Origin of the sequence: Caballeronia sp. AZ1_KS37, assembly GCF_023631165.1 — a bacterium.
Taxonomy (GTDB): domain Bacteria; phylum Pseudomonadota; class Gammaproteobacteria; order Burkholderiales; family Burkholderiaceae; genus Caballeronia; species Caballeronia zhejiangensis.
On record NZ_JALQDP010000017.1, the window covers coordinates 94,320 to 112,151 of the forward strand.

At 63.7% G+C, this 17,832-nt stretch carries 14 protein-coding genes; 1 reads left to right on the forward strand and 13 read right to left on the reverse strand.

Features of this window, described 5'->3' with window-relative positions; all coding sequences use genetic code 11:
• Both argJ and secA read right to left on the reverse strand, forming a co-directional pair.
• Positions 1-1,242: a bifunctional glutamate N-acetyltransferase/amino-acid acetyltransferase ArgJ gene (gene argJ / locus NCS00_RS12235; RefSeq protein WP_239295170.1), complete on the reverse strand. Its 1,242-nt coding sequence runs from the start codon at positions 1,240-1,242 to the stop codon at positions 1-3.
• Between the two features lie 160 nt (positions 1,243-1,402).
• On the reverse strand, positions 1,403-4,216 hold the full coding sequence (gene secA, locus NCS00_RS12245) for a preprotein translocase subunit SecA (RefSeq protein ID WP_034471684.1): 2,814 nt from the start codon (positions 4,214-4,216) through the stop codon (positions 1,403-1,405).
• A 276-nt stretch (positions 4,217-4,492) separates the two neighbouring features.
• On the opposite strand from secA, the gene NCS00_RS12250 reads away from it, so the two are divergent.
• Positions 4,493-4,978, forward strand: coding sequence for a DciA family protein (locus tag NCS00_RS12250; protein WP_250440205.1), 486 nt, complete (start codon positions 4,493-4,495; stop codon positions 4,976-4,978).
• A 45-nt stretch (positions 4,979-5,023) separates the two neighbouring features.
• Here the strand turns inward: NCS00_RS12250 and lpxC are convergent, their stop codons facing one another.
• The 11 genes from lpxC to mraY all read right to left on the reverse strand — a co-directional run bounded on the left by lpxC (position 5,024) and on the right by mraY (position 17,829).
• Entirely contained in the window at positions 5,024-5,941 is a 918-nt protein-coding gene (gene lpxC, locus NCS00_RS12255) for a UDP-3-O-acyl-N-acetylglucosamine deacetylase (RefSeq protein ID WP_008342975.1), read from the reverse strand.
• Between the two features lie 264 nt (positions 5,942-6,205).
• Entirely contained in the window at positions 6,206-6,709 is a 504-nt protein-coding gene (locus NCS00_RS12260; protein WP_175982744.1) for a peroxiredoxin, read from the reverse strand.
• A gap of 285 nt (positions 6,710-6,994) precedes the next feature.
• Complete coding sequence (gene ftsZ, locus NCS00_RS12265) at positions 6,995-8,206, reverse strand: cell division protein FtsZ (RefSeq protein ID WP_008342979.1); 1,212 nt, start codon at positions 8,204-8,206, stop codon at positions 6,995-6,997.
• Between the two features lie 117 nt (positions 8,207-8,323).
• Positions 8,324-9,556 carry a cell division protein FtsA gene (gene ftsA / locus NCS00_RS12270; RefSeq protein WP_008342980.1) on the reverse strand — a complete coding sequence of 411 codons (1,233 nt, stop codon included), beginning with the start codon at positions 9,554-9,556 and terminating at the stop codon, positions 8,324-8,326.
• Positions 9,557-9,582: 26 nt separating this feature from the next.
• Entirely contained in the window at positions 9,583-10,335 is a 753-nt protein-coding gene (locus tag NCS00_RS12275; protein WP_008342982.1) for a cell division protein FtsQ/DivIB, read from the reverse strand.
• Positions 10,336-10,369: 34 nt separating this feature from the next.
• Entirely contained in the window at positions 10,370-11,311 is a 942-nt protein-coding gene (locus NCS00_RS12280; protein ID WP_250440211.1) for a D-alanine--D-alanine ligase, read from the reverse strand.
• A 22-nt stretch (positions 11,312-11,333) separates the two neighbouring features.
• On the reverse strand, positions 11,334-12,728 hold the full coding sequence (gene murC / locus NCS00_RS12285) for a UDP-N-acetylmuramate--L-alanine ligase (RefSeq protein WP_034471448.1): 1,395 nt from the start codon (positions 12,726-12,728) through the stop codon (positions 11,334-11,336).
• Entirely contained in the window at positions 12,729-13,847 is a 1,119-nt protein-coding gene (gene murG, locus NCS00_RS12290; protein WP_175982743.1) for an undecaprenyldiphospho-muramoylpentapeptide beta-N-acetylglucosaminyltransferase, read from the reverse strand.
• Positions 13,844-15,121 (reverse strand): putative lipid II flippase FtsW, encoded by a 1,278-nt coding sequence (gene ftsW / locus NCS00_RS12295; protein ID WP_008342990.1) that lies wholly within the window; start codon positions 15,119-15,121, stop codon positions 13,844-13,846. Before ftsW ends, murG begins: the two co-directional genes overlap by 4 nt.
• Positions 15,118-16,629: a UDP-N-acetylmuramoyl-L-alanine--D-glutamate ligase gene (gene murD / locus NCS00_RS12300; protein WP_250440206.1), complete on the reverse strand. Its 1,512-nt coding sequence runs from the start codon at positions 16,627-16,629 to the stop codon at positions 15,118-15,120. The genes ftsW and murD overlap by 4 nt, the downstream gene beginning before the upstream one ends.
• 30 nt (positions 16,630-16,659) lie before the next feature.
• On the reverse strand, positions 16,660-17,829 hold the full coding sequence (gene mraY / locus NCS00_RS12305; protein ID WP_008342993.1) for a phospho-N-acetylmuramoyl-pentapeptide-transferase: 1,170 nt from the start codon (positions 17,827-17,829) through the stop codon (positions 16,660-16,662).
• Positions 17,830-17,832: the final 3 nt, after the last annotated feature.

Sequence of the window (17,832 nt, forward strand, 5' to 3'; positions counted from 1 at the left end):
TCAGGAGCGATAGTCGGCGTTGATGCTCACGTAATCATGCGAAAGGTCGCAGGTCCAGACGGTCGCTTGCGCGTCGCCGCGCCCGAGCACGACGCGAATCAGGATCTCGCTCTTCTTCATCACGCGCTGGCCGTCTTCTTCCTTGTACGCGGGATTGCGCCCGCCGGCTTTCGCGACCAGCACGTCATCGAGATAAAGATCGATCTTGCCGACATCGAGATCCGTTACGCCCGCATAACCGATCGCAGCGAGAATGCGGCCGAGGTTCGGATCGGACGCGTAGAACGCGGTCTTAACGAGCGGCGAATGGCCGATCGCGTAGGCAATCTGACGGCACTCCGCCGCGTCCTGGCCGCCCTCCACCGTGATCGTCATGAACTTGGTCGCGCCTTCGCCGTCGCGCACGATGAGTTGCGCGAGTTCCTGCGCCACTTCGGTCACGGCGTCGCGCAATGCGGCGTACGCGGGCGAATCCGTCGATGTGATCGGGGGCAGCGACGACTTCCCCGACGCGATCAGGATGAACGAATCGTTGGTGGACGTATCGCCGTCTATCGTGATGCAGTTGAACGAACGATTCGCGACGTGCTTCACGAGCTGATCGAGGACCGGCTGCGCGACATTCGCATCGAATGCGAGGAAGCCGAGCATCGTCGCCATGTTCGGGCGGATCATGCCCGCGCCCTTGCTGATGCCCGACAGCGTGACGACGTGACCGTCGATCGTTACCTGGCGCGACGCCGCCTTCGGCAGCGTGTCGGTCGTCATGATCGCTTGCGCGGCGTCGAACCAGTGCGCGGCTTGTTGATTCGCGAGCGCGGCGGGCAGACCGGCCTTCAGGCGATCGATCGGCAGCGGCTCCAGAATCACCCCGGTCGAGAACGGCAGGATTTGCTGCGCATCAAGATTGGCGAGACGCGCGAGCTCCGCGCAGGTTTCGCGCGCGTGCGCCATGCCCGGCTCGCCGGTGCCCGCGTTCGCGTTGCCCGTATTCACGACGAGCGCACGAATGCCCTTGCCGCCTTGGCCCGCCGCCGCGAGATGCTCACGGCAGACCGTAACCGGCGCGGCGCAGAAGCGATTCTGCGTGAAAACACCCGCGACGCTCGCGCCTTCATCGACGCGAATGACGAGCACGTCCTTGCGATTGGGCTTGCGAATGTTCGCCTCCGCGTAACCGAGCGTGACGCCGGGGACGGGATGAAGCGCTGCGGGATCGATCGAGGGGAAGTTGACGGCCATGTTCGCGTCTCGCTGAAAGTGGCGAATGCCGGCTCATCGAACCGGCACATGATGAAAGACTGACGCCGGCCAGCGGATTCGAACCGGCGCCGTGAATGATGGATGCTGCAAAGACAAACGACGCATCGCTGCGTCGCTTGTTCGTCACGTCACGAGCCGATTACACCAGCTTGCCGTGACAGTTCTTGTACTTCTTGCCGCTGCCGCACGGGCACGGATCGTTGCGGCCGACCTTCGGCACGTCGTCCGAAGGACGCGTCGCCACGCTGATGTCGTCGCCGGCGGCCATCGCCTGGCTGACCATCTGCGCGGTGGCGCTCGCCGCCGCCGCGGCGGGCGTCGGCTCGGCGGCCGGCGCGTTGAAATCCGCGTGCGTGAACGACACGTTTTCCAGATGGCTGCCTTTCTCTTCGTACTGCTCGGCGGCTTCTTCGAGCTGCTCCGGCGACTGGATCTGCACGTTCATCACGACGCGCGTGACTTCCTGTTTCACGGCGTCGAGCATCGCGGCGAACAGTTCGAACGCCTCGCGCTTGTATTCCTGCTTCGGGTTCTTCTGCGCATAGCCGCGCAGATGGATGCCCTGCCGCAAGTGATCGAGCGCGGCGAGATGCTCGCGCCAGCGGCTATCGAGCGTCTGCAGCATGATCGAGCGCTCGAACGCGCTGAACGATTCGCGGCCGACCATCGCGACCTTCGCTTCGTACGCTTCGTCGGCGGCGGCGAGCACGGCTTCGCAAATTTCTTCCGCGTCGATCGAATTCGACTCGTTGATCATCTCCTGAACCGCGAGATCGAGCGACCAGTCGTTGCGCAGCACTTCTTCCAGCTCCGGCGCTTCCCACTGCTCTTCGATGCTGCCCGCCGGCACGAAGGTTCGCACGACGTCGCCGATCACGCTTTGACGCATCGCCGCGATGGTTTCCTGCACGTCGTTCGCTTCGAGCAGTTCGTTACGCTGCTGATAGATGACCTTGCGCTGATCGTTCGCGACGTCGTCGTATTCGAGCAGTTGCTTGCGGATGTCGAAGTTGCGCGCTTCGACCTTGCGCTGCGCGCCTTCGATCGAACGCGTGACCATGCCTGCTTCGATCGGCTCGCCTTCCGGCATCTTCAGGCGATCCATGATCGCGCGCACGCGATCGCCCGCGAAAATGCGCAGAAGCGGATCGTCCAGCGACAGATAGAAGCGCGACGAACCCGGATCGCCCTGACGGCCCGCGCGGCCGCGCAGCTGGTTGTCGATACGGCGCGACTCGTGACGCTCGGTGCCGATGATATGCAGACCGCCCGCCGCCTTCACGTGATCGTGCAGCGCCTGCCATTCGTCGTGCAGCTTCTGGATGCGCGCGGCTTTCTCGTTCTCGGGGATCGAGAGATCCGCTTCGATGAACGACGCCTGCTTCTCGACGTTGCCGCCAAGCACGATGTCCGTGCCGCGGCCGGCCATGTTCGTCGCGATCGTGACGGCGGCCGGACGGCCCGCTTCCGCGACGATCGCCGCTTCGCGCGCGTGCTGTTTCGCGTTGAGCACTTCGTGCTTCACGCCCGCCTGCGTGAGCAGGTGCGACAGCAATTCGGACGCTTCGATCGACGTCGTGCCGACGAGCGTCGGCTGACCGCGCTCGACGCAATCGCGGATGTCGCGAATCACCGCGTCGTAACGCTCTTTCGACGTCTTGTAGATCTGATCCTGCTTGTCGACGCGCTTCGGCGGACGGTTGGTCGGAATCACGACCGTTTCGAGGCCGTAGATTTCGTTGAATTCGTAGGCTTCCGTGTCCGCCGTGCCGGTCATGCCGGACAGCTTCGAGTACATGCGGAAATAGTTCTGCAGCGTGATGGACGCGAGCGTCTGGTTCTCGGCCTGAATCTGGACGTGTTCCTTTGCTTCGACCGCCTGATGCAGACCGTCCGACCAGCGGCGGCCGGTCATCATGCGGCCGGTGAATTCGTCGACGATCACGACTTCGCCGTTCTGCACCACGTAGTGCTGATCGCGCAGGAAAAGCGTATGCGCGCGCAACGCGGCATAGATGTGGTGCATCAGCGTGATGTTCTGCGGCGCGTAGAGACTCTCGCCTTCGCCGATCAAACCCCACTCGGCGAGCAGGCGCTCGGCCTTCTCGTGGCCCGATTCGGTCAGGAACACCTGACGCGCTTTTTCATCGAGCGTGTAATCGCCCGGCTTTTCGACGCCGGTGCCGTCGGCCTTCTCTTCGCCGATCTGCTGCTCGAGCAGCGGCGGCAGCGCGTTCATGCGCACGTAGAGATCGGTGTGATCTTCAGCCTGACCGGAGATGATGAGCGGCGTGCGTGCCTCGTCGATGAGGATCGAGTCCACTTCGTCGACGATCGCGAAATTGAGTGGCCGCTGCACGCGCGCGTTGGTCTCGTAGACCATGTTGTCGCGCAGATAATCGAAACCGAACTCGTTGTTCGTGCCGTACGTGATGTCCGCCGCGTACGCTTCCTGCTTCTGCGAGTGTTCCATCTGCGACAGATTCACGCCGCACGACAGACCGAGGAAGTTGTAGAGGCGCGCCATCCATTCGGCATCGCGCTGGGCGAGGTAGTCGTTCACCGTCACGACGTGCACGCCGCGGCCCGACAGCGCATTCAAATACGCGGCGAGCGTCGCGACGAGCGTCTTGCCCTCGCCGGTACGCATTTCCGCAATCTTGCCGTAATGCAGGACCATGCCGCCGATGAGCTGCACGTCGAAGTGGCGCATCTTCAGGACGCGCTTGCTCGCCTCGCGGCAGACCGCGAACGCCTCGGGCAGGATCACGTCGAGCGATTCGCCGCCCGCGACGCGCTGGCGGAACTCATCGGTCTTGGCGCGCAGCTGGTCGTCCGAATACTTCTCGACGGTCGGCTCGAGGGCATTGATTGCCGCAACGGTCTTTTGATACTGCTTGACCAGCCGCTGATTGCGGCTGCCAAAAATCTTCTGAAGGAAACCGGTCGTCATCGGATCAGTGTCTGCGTCGCGGCTTCGGACGGCCACAGCACAAAGCTGCGTCCGGGCTCGGAGAACCTCGGCGACTTAAGTCCATAAGGTGAAATTCGAATCGGGAATTTTAGCATGTGAGTTTGGCAGACCTTGCGTCGGCGTGCCCGCGCGTGCGTAGACGGAACGCGACAGTCAACCCGCTGAAAGCTCGGGCGAAACTCGTTTCCCCGCCCGAAGCAACGGGCCGCCTCGCGTACAATCGAACCGTTCCGTCGGGCCTGCGCCTATACAAAAATGAGCAGCTTTTCTACGAATTCAAGATCGGGTTTCGATCCGCGGCGGCCGCAAGCCGTCGCCGACGTCCTCGATCGCACCGATGCGTTCCGCGCGTTGCGCGCGGGCGTCGAGCAAGTGGCGGCGCTGCAGCGCGATCTGAGCTCGCTTTTGCCGGATTATCTGGCGTCGAACGTGGAACCGGGTTTCATCAAGGACGGAGTCCTCGCGCTTTTCGCCGCGCACAACGCGCTGGCGGCGCGGCTGCGGCATATCGAGCCGCGTCTGCTTTCCGACCTGCAACAACGCGGCTGGGCCGTCAACGCGCTGAAAATCCGCGTCCGTCCGCAGCCGATGAAAGAATCCGCGCCGCCGAAGCAGGCGCGCATGTCGGCGGCGGGCGCAACGGCGCTGCATGATCTGGCGGCCTCGCTCGAGCCGTCGCCTCTACAGGAAGCGCTCGCGCGGATGGCGGCGCGGCATCAGGCGCGCGGACAAAAAAAATGAGCGGCGCCCGGCCGCTCATTCTTGTTCATCCGTTGAGGCTTTCAGTTAAGCAAACGCCGTCTGCGTGTCGAAACCGAAACCGCGCGGTGCGGTTTTCGTATCTTCAAATGTGACGATTTCATAAGCGTCTTCGTTCGCGAGCAACTCACGCAGCAGCATGTTGTTCATCGCGTGACCGCCCTTGTACGCCTTGTACGACGCCAGCAACGGACGGCCGACCACGTACAGGTCGCCGATCGCGTCGAGCATCTTGTGCTTCACGAATTCGTCGTCGTAACGCAGGCCGTCATTGTTGAGGATGCGGTACTCGTCGAGCACGATCGCGTTGTCCATGCTGCCGCCGCGCGCGAGCCCCAGTTCGCGCATCATCTCCACTTCATGCGCGAAGCCGAACGTGCGGGCGCGCGCGATTTCACGCACATACGACGTGGTCGCGAAATCCACTTCGAGCGCCTGACCGGTCTTGTCGACGGCCGGATGGCGGAAATCGATCGTGAAGCTCAGCTTGAAGCCGAAATACGGTTCGAGGCGCGCGAATTTGTCGCCGTCGCGTACTTCGATGGGCTTCGTCACCTTGATGAATTGCTTCGGCGCGTTCTGCTCTTCGATACCCGCCGATTGAATCAGAAACACGAACGATGCCGCGCTGCCGTCCATGATCGGGATTTCCTCGGCGGTCACATCGACATACAGATTGTCGATGCCGAGGCCCGCGCACGCCGACATCAAATGCTCGATGGTCGAGACGCGCGCGCCGTCCTTCTGCAGCACGGAAGCGAGACGCGTGTCGCCAATCGCCATCGCGGACGCGGGAATATCGACCGGCTCGGGCAGGTCGATACGCGAAAAGACGATGCCCGTCCCGATCGGCGCTGGGCGCAGGGTCAGGTCGACCTTGCGGCCGGAATGGAGCCCGATCCCCACGGTTTTGACGACGGTCTTGATTGTTCGCTGCTTCAACATGATGTTCTTTCCGATTCAAGATCCTATAAAGGAAATTAATCGTGCGTTAAATTCTAATAGGTCGAATTATACTCCATTCGCCGCATGCCGTCCTGATCCAGGTGGTATCAACTGTTTCCCTGTGTTACGCCAAGGCGAAGGATTTGTGAAGTAGAACGGGCCGATGGCCGGAATGGAGGCATTTCCGGTCATCGGCCCCAAATTGCAGCTCAATGCGAGGGCGCTTCAAGCGTTGCGCGCGGGCAACGCGGCGCGCCGCTGCACTCAGCGCAACGTCGCCAGGATACTGCGAGCGTCGCTGACTTCGAACTTGCCGGGCGCTTCGACATTCAGCGTCTTGACCACGCCGTCGTCGACCACCATCGCGTAGCGCTGGGAACGGATTCCCATGCCACGCTCGGACAAATCCTGATCCAGTCCGAGTGCCTGAGTGAAACGCGCACTGCCGTCCGCAATCATCTTCACCTTGCCCGCGGTTTGAAGATCGCGTCCCCACGCGTTCATGACGAACGCGTCGTTGACGGAAACGCACCAGACTTCGTCGATGCCTGCCGCGGACAAATCCGCCGCCGCTTCGACATAGCCGGGCACGTGTCTGGCGGAGCACGTCGGCGTGAACGCGCCCGGCAATCCGAAGATCACCACGCGCTTGCCTGCGCTCCGCTCGCGCACCGGGAACGCATTCGGTCCCACGGCACAGCCCTCGGTGGCCTCGTCGATGAACTCGAAGAGACGCACGTCGGGCAACGTTTCACCCACTTTGATCATGCTCGGTCCTTCCCTCATCAGTGCTCGCGGACATCCTCGCGATCGCATCGTCCCGCAACCGCGCCGAAAGTCTCCGCAGCGATTACGGCTTCACTCTGCCTTCCTCGACGTCAGGGGCAGATTCGTGGAGGTCGGCTGGCCACGGCCCGGCGTCCGTTTTGCATCAGGACGCGGCCTTGGACAGTCGCCCCACGCGAAGCCTGCATCGTGCGCGCCGGACGTTCAGCGCGTGCACGCGGTGTGCCGCTTCGTCACGAACTCAGCAGCAAATAACGTGCGCTTCGCTCAGTCCGCCTGCTTGCGCAGGAACGCCGGAATGTCGTAAGTATCGACGCCTTTTTCCTGCAGCGCCTGCACGTGCGAAGCCGCCGTTTCACGCGTCGAGCGCCACACTGCCGGCGTGTCGAGCTGACCGTAATCCGTCGTGCTCTGACCGTGCTGCGTACCGTACGAATTGTGCGCGGCGGCGTGATGCGCGTGTGCGACCGGCTGATTGTCGGTGCCCGTGCGCAGGAGGGTCATCGGCGCTTGCTGCTGCTTCTTCGCCGCGCGGCCCAGGCCCGTCGCCACCACCGTCACGCGCAGCGCGTCGCCCATCGCGTCGTCGTACACGGCGCCGAAGATGACCGTTGCATCGTCGGCTGCGTAGGACTTGATGGTGTTCATCACTTCACGCGTTTCCGACAGACGCAGCGAACGGCTCGACGTGATATTCACCAGCACGCCGCGCGCACCCGACAGATCCACGCCTTCCAGCAGCGGACTCGCGACCGCCTGTTCCGCGGCGAGACGCGCGCGATCGACGCCGGCAACCGTCGCCGTGCCCATCATCGCCTTGCCCTGCTCGCCCATCACCGTCTTCACGTCTTCGAAGTCGACGTTCACGAGACCATCGACGTTGATGATTTCAGCGATACCGGCGACAGCGTTGTTCAGCACGTCGTCCGCGCACTGGAAGCACTTGTCCATCTCGGCGTCATCGCCCATCACCTCGAACAGCTTGTCGTTCAGCACGACGATCAGCGAGTCGACGTGATCCTCCAGTTGCTGCGAGCCCGCTTCCGCGACGCGCATGCGGCGGCCGCCTTCGAACTCGAACGGCTTGCTCACGACGCCAACGGTGAGAATGCCCATTTCCTTGGCGATCTGCGCGACCACCGGCGCCGCGCCCGTGCCCGTGCCGCCGCCCATGCCCGCGGTGATGAACACCATGTGCGCGCCGCGCAGTGCGTCGGCGATACGCTCGCGCGCGTCTTCCGCCGCTTCCTTGCCCTTCTCCGGCTTCGCGCCAGCGCCGAGACCGGTCATGCCCAGTTGCAGAACCGCCGGCGCGCGCGAACGGGCGAGCGCTTGCGCGTCGGTGTTCATCACGATGAAGTCGACGCCCTGCACGCCGCGGTTGATCATGTGCTGAACCGCGTTGCCGCCAGCACCACCAACGCCCACGACCTTGATGATCGTTCCGTTGGTTTCCGTTTCCAGCATTTCGAAATCCATGTTGCCTCCGTCAAGAATGAAGATCGGCGTTATTCGACGAGAGATCGGGCAACCCCTTGTCGCGCACCAGCCGCCGGTACCGGCGCGAAATTCTTTTTGTTGCGTGTTGCGTATTGCTTAGAAATTCCCGAGGAACCAGTCTTTCATCCGCGAGAAGACTTGTCCCATCGAACCGTTCTGTACCGCGACCTTGCGGCCGCGCATGCGTTGCGAGCGTCCTTCGGCGAGCAGGCCCATTGCCGTCGAATAGCGCGGATTGCGCACGACATCGGCAAGGCCGCCCGCGTATTCCGGCACGCCGATGCGCACCGGTTTCAGGAAGATGTCTTCGCCGAGCTCGACCATGCCGGGCATCATCGCCGCGCCGCCGGTCAGCACGACGCCGCTCGACAGCAGTTCTTCATAGCCCGACTCGCGCACGACCTGCTGCACCAGCGAGAACAGCTCTTCGACGCGCGGCTCCACGACCGCCGCCAGCGCCTGCCGCGACAGCGTGCGCGGACCGCGCTCGCCCAGCCCCGGCACTTCGATCATTTCGTCCGGATCAGCGAGCGCCTGCTTCGCGATGCCGTAGCTCACCTTGATGTCTTCCGCATCCGGCGTCGGCGTGCGCAGCGCCATCGCGACGTCGCTCGTGATCTGATCGCCCGCGATGGGAATCACCGCCGTATGTCGGATCGCGCCTTCGCTGAAGATGGCGATGTCCGTCGTGCCGCCGCCGATATCGACGAGCACCACGCCCAGTTCCTTCTCGTCCTCGGTCAGCACCGCAAGCGACGACGCGAGCGGCTGCAGAATGAGGTCGTTCACTTCGAGGCCGCAGCGGCGCACGCACTTCACGATGTTCTGCGCCGCGCTCACCGCGCCCGTCACGATGTGCACCTTCACTTCGAGGCGGATGCCGCTCATGCCGATCGGCTCGCGCACATCCTCTTGCCCGTCGATGATGAATTCCTGGGTGAGGATATGCAGCACCTGCTGATCGGTCGGGATGTTGATCGCCTTGGCCGTTTCGATCACGCGCGCGACATCCGCCTGCGTGACCTCCTTGTCCTTGATCGCGACCATCCCGCTCGAATTGAAGCTGCGGATATGGCTGCCCGCGATCCCGGTGAATACGTTTGTGATCTTGCAATCCGCCATCAGTTCGGCTTCTTCGAGCGCGCGCTGGATGGATTGCACCGTGGCCTCGATATTGACCACGACGCCCTTCTTCAACCCCTTCGAGTCGCTCTGACCGAGTCCGATTACCTCGTAGTGGCCTTCGCCCTTCAATTCGGCGACGATCGCGACCACCTTCGACGTTCCGATGTCGAGGGAAACCAGCAGGTCTTTGTAGTCTTTGCTCATAGCGTGCTCATGCCTGTGATGTCTGCTTACTTCTTGGCCTTGTCGGTGTCGTTGATGAAGCGCATGTTCGCGGCTCGTATGGCAAAGCCGTTCGGGTACCGCAAATCCGCATATTCGATGTCCTTCCCCCAGCGTCCCGTGACGGACGGCCACGACGCGACGAAACGCTTGCAACGGTCGTTCAGCGTGTCCTGATTACGCTCGCGTCCGAGTTCGACCTGCGTGCCGTTCGACAGCTTGACCGTCCACGCGAAGCGCGGCGACAGCGTGACTTCTTCCGGCTTCGCGTCGAGCGGCGCGAACCACTTCTCGAAATCGTGATACCGCGCGACCACTTCCTTCGCCGTGCCCTCGGGGCCGTCGAACGCGGGCAGATCGTCGTCGAGTTCGCCCTGATTCGCGGTGAAGAGATCGCCGTCCACGCTCACCAGTTGATCGTTCCCCCACGTGCCGAGCGGCTTGTATTCCTCGAGCGTCACCGCGAGCGCGTTCGGCCATACGCGGCGCACGCTCGCGTGGCGCACCCACGGCACCTGCTCGAACGCGGCGCGCGCCGCATCGAGATCGACCGTGAAGTAGTTGCCCTTCAGATGACCGATCACGCTTGCCCGCACGACCGGCGAGCTGATGTGCGCCGTATCCCCGTCGATCTGAATCTCGCGCAGGCGAAACTCGGGACGCTGGATCGCCCAGTACCCCGCGGCGCCGAGAAGCAGCAGCACGAGCACGACGTGCAGCCCGTTGGCGGCGAGGTTGAGTTGGCGAACGTTGTTCCACATGGTTTCGCTTGTTCGTGTCCTGTGTGTGATCGACCTAGTTCTTCAGCGTGAGCGACAGCACTTTCACGACGAGATCCTTGTAGCTGATGCCGACCGCGCGCGCGGCTTTCGGCGGCAGAGAGTGATCGGTCATGCCGGGCGCCGTGTTCACCTCGAGGAAATACGGGTTGCCGTCCGAGTCGAGCATGAAGTCCGCGCGGCCCCAGTCGGTGCAGCCGAGAATCTCGAAGGCGCGCTTCGTCAGCTGCTTCATGCGCGTTTCTTCGGCTTCGGTCAGGCCGCACGGAATCAGGTATTGCGTGTCGTCCGCGACGTACTTCGCGTGATAGTCGTAGAACTCGCCCGCCGGCACGATCTTGATGACCGGCAAGTCGAGATCGCCCGCGATGCAGCACGTAAATTCGCCGCCGCCCTCGATGCTCTTCTCGACGATCACGATCTTGTCGTAATTCACCGCTTCTTCGAGCGCGGGCACGAGCGTTTCCGCGCTCTTCACCTTGATGACCGCGACGCTCGATCCTTCGCTCGCCGGCTTGACGAAGAGCGGCAGCCCGAGCTTCGCGATGATGTCCTGCGCGCGCGCCGCGTAGTCTTCGCCGCGAAAGACGGTTTCGAACGGCGGCGTGGGAATGCCGGCCTGCTGCCACACGAGCTTCGTGCGCAGCTTGTCCATGCCGAGCGCCGAGCCGAGCACGCCGCTGCCCGTATAGCGGATGCCGTAGAAATCGAGCGCGCCCTGCAGTTGCCCGTTCTCGCCGTAACCGCCATGCAGCGCGATGAACGCGCGCACGAAGCCTTGCGCCTTCAGATCCGAAAGCGGATGCCGCGCCGGATCGAACGCGTGCGCGTCGATGCCCGCCTCGCGCAAGCCTTCGAGCACGAGGCGCCCGGAATTGAGCGAGACCTCGCGTTCGGCGGAATTGCCACCGAGCAGCACCGCGACTTTGCCGAAGACTTTCGGATCGATTTGATTCACTTGATTGCTCATGGTCTTGCTCTTACTGAGGCTGGGGGTTAGCCAGCTTGCCGCACACTCCGCCGATGGAACCCGCGCCCATGGCGATCACCACGTCGCCGTTGCGCGCGATGGTCGTCACCGCGTCGGGCACTTCGTCGATCGTCTCGACGAACACCGGCTCCACCTTGCCCGCGACGCGGATCGCACGCGCGAGCGCCCGGCCGTCGGCGGCCACGATGGGCGCTTCGCCGGCGGCGTAGACATCGGTGAGCACGAGGGCGTCGACCGTCGACAGCACTTTCACGAAATCCTCGAAACAGTCGCGCGTGCGCGTATAGCGATGCGGCTGGAACGCGAGCACGAGACGCCGCCCCGGAAACGCGCCGCGCGCCGCCGCGATCGTCGCGGCCATTTCGACCGGGTGATGACCGTAGTCGTCGATGAGCGTGTACGCGCCTTCGCCGCTCGCCGCGCTCACTTCGCCGTAACGCTGGAAGCGACGGCCTACGCCGTTGAATTCAGCGAGCGCACGCTGGATATCGGCATCCGCGACTTCGAGTTCAGTCGCGATCGCGATTGCCGCGAGCGCGTTCTGCACGTTATGCGTGCCCGGCAGATTCAGCACGATGTCGAGCGACGGCGCGTCTTCACGCAGCGTCGTGAAATGCATGCGGCCGTCGCGCGCCTCGACGTTCACCGCGCGCACTTGCGCTTCCGCGCCGAGACCGTAGCGGATGATCGGCTTCGACACGAACGGCAGGATTTCGCGGACGTTCGGATCGTCGACACATAGCACGGCAATGCCGTAAAACGGCAGCCGATGCGTGAACTCGATGAACGCCTGCTTGAGCCGCGCGAAGTCGTGGCCGTAGGTGTCCATGTGATCGGCGTCGATGTTCGTGATGACTTCGATCACCGGGAAAAGATTCAGGAACGAAGCGTCCGACTCATCGGCTTCAGCGACGATGAAATCGCCCGTGCCGAGACGCGCGTTCGCGCCCGCGCTGTTCAGCCGCCCGCCGATGACGAAGGTCGGATCGAGCCCGCCCGCCGCCAGCACGCTCGCGACGAGCGAAGTCGTCGTCGTTTTGCCGTGCGTGCCAGCGATGGCGATGCCCTGCTTCAGGCGCATGAGTTCCGCGAGCATCACGGCCCGCGGCACGATCGGCACGCGGCGATGCCGCGCCGCGAGCACTTCTGGATTGTCGGGGCGCACGGCCGTCGAAACGACCACCGCATTCGCGCCTTCGATGTTCTGCTCGTGATGACCGATCTCGACGCGCGCGCCAAGCGCACGCAGACGCTCGGTGACCGCGCCGTTCGAAAGATCGGATCCGCTCACGTGATAGCCGAGATTGAGCAGCACTTCGGCGATCCCGCTCATGCCCGCGCCGCCGATCCCGACGAAATGTATATGTTTGACGATGTGCTTCATTTAGTGTGCCTCCCGAGCTTGCGCGTCGAAACGCGCGCCGGCCACGTCGGCGCAAATGCTCGCGACTTTTTCGGTCGCGTCCGGTTTCGCCAGCGCGCGCGAGCGCTCGGCCATAGCCGCGAGCGTGTCGCGCGTCTGTACGCGTAACCAGTCGGCGAGCTTTTGCGCCGACAGATCGCGTTGTTGTATCAGTTCAGCCGCGCCGTTCTTCGCGAGGAACGCGCCGTTGGTCGTCTGGTGATCGTCGACGGCGAACGGGAACGGCACGAAGAGCGCCGCCACGCCGACCGCGGCGATTTCCGAGACGGTCATCGCGCCCGACCGGCAGATGACGAGATCCGCCGATGCATACGCGCTCGCCATGTCTTCGATGAACGGCACGAGTTGCAGGTCTTCACCGCGCGTGAGACCCGCAGCCGCGTAGTTCGCTTCCAGTGCTTCGATATGCTTCGCGCCCGCCTGATGCACGATGCGCGGGCGCTCTTCCGATGCGAGCATCGCGAGCGCCTTGGGCACGGTTTCGTTGAGCGCGGCAGCGCCGAGACTGCCTCCGACGACGAGCACGTTCAGGCGTCCCGAACGCGCGGCGTAGCGTTCTTTGGGTGGCAATGCGCTCGTTAGTTCCGCACGGATCGGATTACCGGTCCATTCTGCATTCGGCAGAGCATTGGGAAACGCGACGAGCACGCGCTTTGCGAGATGCGCGAGCACCTTGTTCGCGAGCCCCGCGATGGAGTTCTGTTCGTGCAGCACGAGCGGGCAGCCCGCGAGCTTCGTCATGATGCCCGCCGGAAACGTGATATAGCCGCCCATGCCGAGCACGACGTCCGGCTTCACGCGGCGCAGCGCGGCGAGGCTTTGCGAACATGCGCGCAGCAGATTCACCGGCAACATCAGCTTGGTCTTGATGCCCTTGCCGCGCACGCCGCCGAAGCGCACGTATTCCATCGGAATGCCGTGCTTCGGCACGAGCGTCGCTTCCATGCCGCTCGCATTGCCGAGCCACACGACGCGCCAACCGTGCGCCTGCATCCAGTGCGCGACCGCGAGCCCCGGGAACACGTGGCCCCCGGTGCCGCCCGCCATCACCATCAAGGTGCGGTCGCGTTGCGCGGTCATACTTTTCCTCCGCGCATCAAGACGCGATTTTCGTAATCGACGCGCAGCAACACCGCCAGCGCGACGCAGTTCAGCAAAATGCCCGAGCCGCCGTAGGACACGAGCGGCAGCGTGAGACCCTTGGTCGGCAGAAGACCGAGATTCACGCCCATGTTGATGAACGTCTGCGCGCCGAACCAGATGCCGACGCCCTTCGCCATTAGACCGGCGAACGTGCGATCGAGCGCAAGCGCCTGACGGCCGATCTCGAACGCACGGCGCACGATCCAGTAGAACAGCAGGATCACGCAGATCACGCCGACGAAACCGAGCTCCTCGCCGATCACCGCGAGAATGAAGTCGGTATGCGCTTCCGGCAGATAGTTCAGCTTCTCGACGCTGCCGCCCAAGCCGACGCCGAACCACTCGCCGCGCCCGAACGCAATCAGCGAGTGCGTCAACTGATACGCCTTGCCTTGCGCGTAACGGTCGTCCCACGGATCGAGGTAAGCGAAGATCCGCTCGCGACGCCACGGCGACAGCCACACGAGCATCGTGAACGTGCCCACCGCCGTCAGCACGAGGCCGCCGAACAGCTTGCCGTTGACGCCGCCGAGAAACAGCACGCCCATCGCGATCGCGGCGATCACCATGAACGCGCCCATGTCGGGCTCGAGCAGCAAGAGGGCACCGACCGCGCCGACCGCGACCGCCATCGGCAGAAAGCCCTTGCCGAAGCTGTGCATGAATTCCTGCTTGCGCACGGTGTAGTTCGCAGCGTAGATCGTCACCGCGAGCTTCATGATCTCCGACGGCTGCATGTTCGTGATGCCGAGCGGAATCCAGCGGCGCGCGCCGTTCACGCCTTTGCCGACGTGCGGAATCAGCACGATGATGAGCATCGCCAGCGCGACGAGAAAAAGCTTCGGCGCGTACTTTTCCCACGTCTTGATCGGAATCTTGAACGCGATGGTCGCGCCGACGAGCGCCGTCGTGATCGAAACGAGGTGACGCACGAGGAAGTGATAGTCGCGATAGCTCGCGTACTTGGGCGAATCCGGCATCGCGATCGACGCCGAGTACACCATCACGATGCCCAGGCCGAGCAGCGAGATCATCACCCACAACAGCGAATAGTCGTAGTCGAGCATGCGCGAGCGCGCCGGGCGCACGCCGTTGACCGCGCTCGAAATGCCGCCGCGCGTGCCCGAATTCGAGCGGCCCGCGAGCGAGTCGCCGGGCATGGCGTTGCGCTGTCCGGTGAGTTTCGATCCGAAGCGTTCCGACCAGCTCATAGCATCACTCCCCGCGCGGCGGCGATATCTTCGACCGCGCCGCGAAACACGTCGGCGCGATGTGCGTAGTTCTTGAACATGTCGAGGCTCGCGCACGCGGGCGAAAGCAGCACGGCGTCGCCGGCTTCCGCGATTTTCGCGGCGGCGTTCGTCGCTTCCTCGAGCGTCGCGTGATCCTGCAATTCGACATTCGTCGATGCCAGCGTTTCGCGGATGCGTGCCGCGTCGCGGCCGATCAGCATCACGGCGCGCGCCCAGCGTGCGACCGGCGCTTCGAGCGGCGAAAAGTCCTGGCCCTTGCCGTCGCCGCCGGCGATCAGCACGACGCGTTGCGCGAGGCCGTCGAGCGCGGCGACCGTCGCGCCGACGTTCGTGCCTTTGCTGTCATCGACATAATCGACGCCGTCGATCTGCGCGATCACTTCGACGCGATGCGGCTCGCCGCGATACTCGCGCAAGCCGTGCAAAAGCGCCGCAAGCGGCAGATCGATCGCGCGAGCCAGCGCCAGCGCTGCGAGCGCGTTCGCCGCGTTGTGCAGACCGCGGATGCGCAGCGCGTCGACGGGCATCAGACGCTTGGAAACGAGATTCGGCTCGGCCTCGTCCTTCTTGCGGCGACGCGAAGTCGCAGTCTCTTCCGACGCGTCCCGATCGATGCCAACGACGAGCCACTGCATGCCGTTATCGCGCAGCAAACCGTAGTCGCCGACATTCAGCGGCTCGTTCAGTCCGAACGTCACGACGCGATGTTGCGCGACGTTCGCCGCGAGCTTCATGACGCGGCTGTCGTCGCGGTTCAGCACGCGCGTCGTGGCCGGGCCGAAGATGCGCCCTTTCGCGGCGGCGTAGGCGTCGAGGCCGCCGTGCCAGTCGAGATGATCCTGCGTGATGTTCAGCACCGCGGCGGCATCCGGTGCGAACGTATGCGCGGTTTCGAGCTGGAAACTCGACAGTTCGAGCACCCAGACATCGGGCAGCGCGGTCTGGTCGATGGCTTCGGTCAGCTTGTCGAGCATCGCCGGGCTGATGTTGCCCGCGACCGCGACCGACTTGCCCGCGCGCTCGCACAAGAGGCCGGTGAGCGCGGTCGTGGTGGTCTTGCCGTTCGTGCCCGTGATCGCGATGACTTTAGGCGCATAGCCGTTCGCGCCGAGTCCGGCGAGCGCCTGCGCGAACAGTTCGAGTTCGCCCCAGACGGGAATGCCGCGTTCTTTCGCTGCAGCGATCAGCGGCGCGAGGTCATCCGCGAGCGGCGACAGCCCCGGGCTGATCGCGACGAGTTCGATGCCGCCATCGAGCAACGCGGGCGTGAACGCGCCGCCGACGAAATCCGCATCGATCTTGTGGATCGCGAGTTCGGAGAGATTCGGCGGCGCTTCGCGCGTGTCGGCGATCCGCAGGCGGCAACCGTGCCTGGCGCACCAGCGCGCCATCGCCAGACCGGATTCACCCAGCCCAAGCACGAGCACCATCGGACTTTGCCGACCGATAAACTTCTCGCCAAACATCGCTTTACCTTTTACCGAAACTTGAATGAATCAACGCAACTTCAACGTCGACAGACCGAACAGGCACAACATCAACGTGATGATCCAGAAGCGCACCACGACTTGCGTCTCGGTCCAGCCGGACAGCTCGTAATGGTGATGCAGCGGCGCCATCTTGAAGAAACGGCGGCCTTCGCCATAACGGCGCTTCGTGAACTTGAACCAGAAGACCTGCAGCATCACGGAAAGCGTTTCCGCGACGAACACGCCGCCCATGATGAACAGCACGACTTCCTGACGAACGATCACCGCGATCGTGCCGAGCGCGCCGCCGAGCGCGAGCGCGCCGACATCGCCCATGAAGACCTGCGCGGGGTGCGTGTTGTACCAGAGAAACGCGAGACCGGCGCCGCCCATTGCGGAACAAAAGATCAAAAGCTCGCCCGCTCCGGGAATGTGCGGGAACAGCAGGTACTTCGAATAGACCGACGAGCCCATCACATACGCGAACGCGCCGAGCGACGCGCCGACCAGCACGACCGGCATGATGACGAGGCCGTCGAGGCCGTCGGTGAGATTCACGGCGTTGCTCGACCCGACGATGACGAAGTAGGTCATCGCGATGAAGCCCCACACGCCGAGCGGATACGTGATCGATTTGAGGAACGGCAGCATCAGGTCGGCGCGCGCGGGCAGGCCCATCGAGAGGCCGCTGCGCACCCACGCCATGAAGAGATCGAACACGCGCGCGTTGTTCGCTTCGGACACGGAAAACGCGAGATACACCGCCGCGAACAGGCCGATCACCGATTGCCAGAAATACTTCTCGCGCGACGACATGCCGCGCGGATCCTTGTGCACGACCTTCCGATAGTCGTCCACCCAGCCGATCACGCCATAGCCGAACGTGACGAGCATCACGATCCATACAAAACGGTTCGTGAGATCGGCCCACAGCAACGTGGAAATGGCAATGCCGATGAGGATCAGCACGCCGCCCATCGTCGGCGTGCCGGACTTCACGAGATGCGTCTGCGGGCCGTCCTTGCGCACGGCCTGGCCGACCTTGAGCAAGGTCAGCTTGCGGATGACCCACGGGCCGCAGACGAGACCGATCAGAAGCGCCGTTGCCGTGGCGCCCACCGCGCGGAACGTGATGTAGGTGAACACGCGCATGAAGCTGGCGTCATTCTGAAGCCATTGCGCGAGTGCGAGTAGCATGCT